This window comes from Flavobacterium sp. FlaQc-52, assembly GCF_044007495.1.
In the GTDB taxonomy this organism is placed as follows: Bacteria; Bacteroidota; Bacteroidia; order Flavobacteriales; family Flavobacteriaceae; genus Flavobacterium; species Flavobacterium cupriresistens.
The window spans coordinates 1-267 of sequence record NZ_JBIPCV010000053.1 but is presented as its reverse complement, the minus strand read 5'-3'; the positions used below and the strand labels follow the sequence as shown (position 1 = coordinate 267).

At 34.1% G+C, this 267-nt stretch carries 1 rRNA gene; it reads right to left on the bottom strand.

The window, feature by feature from the left end:
• Positions 1-180: 180 nt before the first annotated feature.
• A 23S ribosomal RNA gene (locus ACHRV5_RS22475) occupies positions 181-267 on the bottom strand; the annotation flags it as partial.

The following is a 267-nucleotide window of genomic DNA, read 5'->3' as shown; positions in this document are numbered from 1 at the left end:
AATAACCACCTTAAGGTCGTTGTTACTTGAGGTAACGTACAATTAATTAAAAATTTATAATTAATAATTAAATAATTGCAACAATATCTTAACATACTGAGATAAAGAATATAAAAAAGTCCTTGACCTTAGTCGAAGGGAGAAAGTTTCTTCCCCACACCGAAGTGTGGGGAAAAGGGTGTACATAAGCTTACGGATTATTAGTACTACTCGACTATGACATTACTGCCTTTACATCTATAGCCTATCAACGTGGTCATCTTCCAC